Origin of the sequence: Psychrobacter sp. 5A.1, assembly GCF_030407455.1 — a bacterium.
Taxonomy (GTDB): Bacteria; Pseudomonadota; Gammaproteobacteria; order Pseudomonadales; family Moraxellaceae; genus Psychrobacter.
Genome location: NZ_JASDDJ010000107.1, coordinates 1 through 4,571, shown reverse-complemented (window position 1 = coordinate 4,571; position 4,571 = coordinate 1). Strand labels below are relative to the sequence as shown.

Annotated in this window: 5 protein-coding genes; 2 read left to right on the top strand and 3 right to left on the bottom strand. The window is 42.5% G+C overall.

Features of this window, described 5'->3' with window-relative positions:
- Positions 1-115 precede the first annotated feature (115 nt).
- Positions 116-349, top strand: coding sequence for a DUF1653 domain-containing protein (locus QL982_RS14120; RefSeq protein ID WP_290165867.1), 234 nt, complete (start codon positions 116-118; stop codon positions 347-349).
- Positions 350-446: 97 nt separating this feature from the next.
- Here QL982_RS14120 and QL982_RS14115 read toward each other — a convergent pair whose 3' ends face one another.
- From QL982_RS14115 to upp, 3 genes are all read right to left on the bottom strand, one after another.
- Positions 447-1,406 (bottom strand): alpha/beta hydrolase, encoded by a 960-nt coding sequence (locus tag QL982_RS14115; RefSeq protein ID WP_290165865.1) that lies wholly within the window; start codon positions 1,404-1,406, stop codon positions 447-449.
- Positions 1,407-1,632: 226 nt separating this feature from the next.
- Complete coding sequence (locus QL982_RS14110) at positions 1,633-2,385, bottom strand: SDR family NAD(P)-dependent oxidoreductase (RefSeq protein ID WP_290165862.1); 753 nt, start codon at positions 2,383-2,385, stop codon at positions 1,633-1,635.
- Between the two features lie 73 nt (positions 2,386-2,458).
- Positions 2,459-3,118 (bottom strand): uracil phosphoribosyltransferase, encoded by a 660-nt coding sequence (gene upp, locus QL982_RS14105; protein WP_290165860.1) that lies wholly within the window; start codon positions 3,116-3,118, stop codon positions 2,459-2,461.
- A 354-nt stretch (positions 3,119-3,472) separates the two neighbouring features.
- Here upp and QL982_RS14100 point away from each other — a divergent pair, with 354 nt between their 5' ends.
- Positions 3,473-4,162, top strand: coding sequence for a DNA glycosylase (locus tag QL982_RS14100; protein WP_290165858.1), 690 nt, complete (start codon positions 3,473-3,475; stop codon positions 4,160-4,162).
- Positions 4,163-4,571: the final 409 nt, after the last annotated feature.

Below are 4,571 nucleotides of genomic sequence, written 5' to 3'. Positions count from 1 at the left end.
AAAGTATTCGATCTGGTATTCTTTTATATTAACTATGGTTATGTCTGATGACAGCATACTTTTTAGAACACCACCCGATTTCGATATGAATAAAATTGACTAATTGGAAGCAATAATGACAAATCAAGCTACTGTCGCCCAAGGCATCTACCGCCATTACAAAGGCAGTCTTTACCAAGTTTTGCACACCGCACAGCATTCAGAAACTGAAGAGTCGTTAGTGGTTTATCGTTGCCTGTATGGTGAATATGGCGTGTGGGTGCGTCCATTAGCCATGTTTGCTGAAACGGTTACGGTAGAAGGCAAGCAAGTGCCACGTTTTGAATTGATTAAAGACTTAGCTGACTAGTATTAGTTTTTAGATAATGTGAACGGCTTAATAAACAAATAAAAAAGCGACTTTTAAAGTCGCTTTTTTATGTCTACTCAAACCAATATTTTAAAAATTAATGATGCAAAAACTGTTTTAACACCTTATAAAAAGCCACAGGCGCATCCATCGGCACTGCATGGCCAGATTTTGGTAAAATAATGCTGTGCGCATTGGGCAGTAACTCAAGCAACTGCTGTTGCCGCTTTGGATCATACAACTGCGAGCGTCCACCAATCAATAAAGTGGTTGGCGTCGCTACCGTTGGCAACACATCACGATAATCGTAGGGCAGCACAACGTAAGCAGATAGACAGCGCAGTTTGTGTTGCCAAGTCGCGTGCTTCATTAATGAGATTTTGTGTGGTGCTCGATAGCTCAAGGTTTTCGTCACTATCTGTGAAGGCTTAGTGCTGACAGACAGCAGTGAGAATGAGCGCTCTATATCCAGCAAATCTGCTTTTAATCGATAGGGTAGATGACGGAAATCATCAATGTGCATATACGGTTCAGCATTAGCAATTAACTGCGTAAACTGAGCAAATAATTCTGTCTGACGTGTACCAAAGACGCCGCCATCTTGCCAGTCGGGCTGATTATGAATAAGAGGCGCTTGGTCAATATTCAGATAGTGGCTGACACTGTCATGACCAAAACGCTTAAAGTATGCCCACATGACCAATGCGCCCATCGATATCGCAGCAATAGGAAAGGTGTCCACGGTTGTCTGTTGACGAATATGCTGTACCACTTGCTGCGTGTCTTCTGCATATTGTTCAATAAAATCAAACGTTGGTAACGTCAAATCACTGGCCAAACCAAAACCACGAAAATGCGGCAAATAAAAGCAATAGTGTGGGGTCAGCGACAATATAAACGGCAAAAACTGCCGTGCATCCATACCAAAAGCATGCAATAGCAGCACGGGTTGACCTTTACCAATCACAGACGTCGGTATCAGCGTACCGTCAGTCGCTGTCACATGAGTGGTTTGCAATTGGTATTGCTCAGGTATTTTGAAGGTCGTTTTAAACATATGGGATATCATTGATTTATATGGATTTGACTATACTACGGCCAGAGTTTGGCGTAGTGGGCATCGCAGATGTTGGCAATATCTAACGTTGCTGACACGTCACGTAGCGTTGACCATAGCATAAAATAACGGTAAAAATGGCTGAAAAAAAACAGGCCGCCACACAGTATCAAAATAAGATATTGCATGGCGGCCTGATGGTAGTGATGTTAACGCTTACTACGGACTAGCCATTGTTTTTTGCGATGGTTAAGCCATTATAGGTTTGCGCCACTGGCATCACTTCTAAGCGGTTCACATTGATATGTGCAGGCGACTCAATCAGCCATAATAAAATATCGCCAACATCGTCACCAGTCATGGTTTTAAAGCCATCATAAACCTTTGCCGCTTTGTCATCATCACCATGATAGCGCACGTTTGAAAACTCAGTACCAGCCACGTTGCCAGGCTCGAGATTGGTCACACGCACTTGCGTACCAAGTAAGTCAGCTCGTAAGTTTAAGCTGAACTGTTTTACAAACGCTTTCGTTGCGCCATAGACGTTACCACCAAAGTAAGGCCAGCTACCAGCAATCGAACCGACATTGATGATATAACCGCTATCGCGAGCGACCATCGCTGGCAAGACCGCATGGGTCAACGCCATCAAGCCTTTAATATTGGTATCAGTCATACGCATCCAGTCATCAAGACTGGCTTTGTGAGCAGGCTCTGCACCGAGTGCCAGCCCTGCATTATTTACCAAGACATCGATTTGCTTAAAATCATCAGGCAAATCAGCAATAATTTGTGGAATAGAAGCCGTATCACTCACATCCATAATCACAGGTAAAAAAGCCTCACCTAAAGTCTCTGCCAAAGCATTCAGTTTATCAAGGCGTCTGGCACAGCCAATCACGCGATGGCCCTTAGCAACCAAACGCTCTGCCAGCGCTTTACCAAAACCCGCGCTTGCTCCTGTAATCAATACGTTCATTATCTGTCCTTATTATTGATGTTGTCTGCTGTTGCCACAATTTTGATGACGGCTTTATTTACCCTAATACGACTTATCTATTAGATAACTGCTTACCAAAAATCTTATCACCAGCATCACCCAGACCTGGGATGATGTAACCATGCTCATCCAAATGACTGTCTAGCGCGGCGGTATAAATGGTCACGTCAGGATGCGCCTCATTTACCAAGCGTACGCCTTCAGGTGCAGCCACTAATACCAAGGCTTTAATATTAGTACAGCCATTTTTCTTTAGCATCTCGATGGTCGCAACCATTGAGCCACCCGTGGCTAGCATTGGATCAATGATAAGCGCAGGACGTTTGTCCATGTGGCTCACGAATTTTTCAAAGAAAGGGACTGGCTGCAACGTTTCTTCATCACGCTGTAGACCGACCACAGAGATTTTAGCAGTAGGGATCAAGTCGAGCACGCCGTCAAGCATACCAATACCCGCGCGCAAAATCGGTACGATCGTCGCCGTCTTACCGATGATTTGCTCACCAGTGATTTCGCCACACCAGCCTTCCATTGGGAAAGTTTCAATTTCAAAATCACGGCTTGCTTCATACGCCATCAAGCGCGCAAGCTCTTTGGTCAATGTACGAAACTTATAAGTGCTACAGTCTTTTTCACGCATAAGGCTGAGCTTATGACGGACCAGTGGATGATCGATTACCGTAATTTCTAAACCGCTATTTAAGTCGCTCATAGAATCTCTCTTGGTTTCTTGTCTGATGCTTGCGCAGTCACTGCGGTTGCTATTAGTATAAAAGATACAAACCCTTACCGCACTTTAACCATATATCCAGCACATACATAGTAAAGTTAGCATCTTCACAATCAAGCTAACCAAATACTTTTGCTGCTTTATAACCGTGTTCCCTGAACGTAATGACAATATTTGCGTTCACAGCTGCCATCAAAGCCTAAGCAATTCAGGCCAAGTAAAGTGATATTTCGCCATTTAAGTCAACTATGTTTGACTATATAGCGTGATTATAAGTGAGGTAGTGTTTAGACTTGCTATGATACCAAAAAAACCGCTTTTCTGATGAAGAATATCATGACTATAAAAACACCAAGCATCCAAAAAAACATCGATACAGAGTCGCCATTAGCCGAAAACAGCGCTGTTGACGTCGAAACGCATCCTTTTGAGCCTGTTCTGCCGCCCAATGCCACCATTATGATGATGGGTACTTTTCCGCCGACTGCTGATAAATGGGCAATGAGTTTTCATTATCCCAATTTTTATAATGATATGTGGCGAATATATGGTCGAGTGTTTTTTGATGATGCTGACTATTTTAGAGTAGACGACGAGAAGCGCTTTGATCCTGAGCGTATTCGTGATTTTATGTTTGAACGTGGTATCGCTTCTTGTCCGACAGTAAAGCAGGCCATCCGTGAGACGGGTAATGCTTCGGATAAAAATCTAACGGTGGTCACTCCTGTTGATTTAGATGACATTTTGCCGCAAGTGCCAAAGGTAAAGTCATTGTTCACGACGGGCGGTAAAGCAACTGAAGTGCTACTTAACTTATTGAATGAGCCACCTGCCAAATCTAAATATCCAAAAACCAATCAAAGTATAGATTACCCTTATCAATGGCAAAGCGCAGATAACAAGAAAGTGGATCCTAACGATTTGACCTTATATAGACTTCCTTCGACTTCGCGGGCATACCCTTTATCGTTGGATAAGAAAGTCGCTGCTTATAAGGACTTCTTTGAAAAAGTGGGTAAGTTGTAGTAAGTAATATGTAGTTGTATGGGAAAGTCGAGTTTTATAAAAGCAACGACCTAAAAATATCAAAACGTATTTACATACTAAACTTAGCTATTGATCTAAATAATCCACAAACCAACCCACATTGCCCACTAAACTAAAACACCTGAAAAACCAAATTAATGCTAACTCATTGAAACAATGGATAAGTTTTCCACTAAATAAAATAAACCCAAAAACCTTTGCCAAAGGCATTGACACAGCACTGGAACTCTATATAATACGCCCCTCATTAGGGAGAACTAGGATTAGGCAGTGTGTATTTACACTGAAACAACCCAGTTAACTTGAGTGAGACAAAATATAAAAAAGCTTGACAATCCCAATCATTATGATAAGATAGTCGGCTCGCTAGATAGCTTAACCGGCAACG

What these genes read in the sequence shown, in the direction of transcription:
- QL982_RS14100 (WP_290165858.1), top strand. Translation starts at nt 3,473, where the DNA reads ATGACTATAAAAACACCAAGCATCCAAAAAAACATCGATACAGAGTCG.
- QL982_RS14120 (WP_290165867.1), top strand. Translation starts at nt 116, where the DNA reads ATGACAAATCAAGCTACTGTCGCCCAAGGCATCTACCGCCATTACAAA.
- QL982_RS14110 (WP_290165862.1), bottom strand. Translation starts at nt 2,385, where the DNA reads ATGAACGTATTGATTACAGGAGCAAGCGCGGGTTTTGGTAAAGCGCTG.
- upp (WP_290165860.1), bottom strand. Translation starts at nt 3,118, where the DNA reads ATGAGCGACTTAAATAGCGGTTTAGAAATTACGGTAATCGATCATCCA.
- QL982_RS14115 (WP_290165865.1), bottom strand. Translation starts at nt 1,406, where the DNA reads ATGTTTAAAACGACCTTCAAAATACCTGAGCAATACCAATTGCAAACC.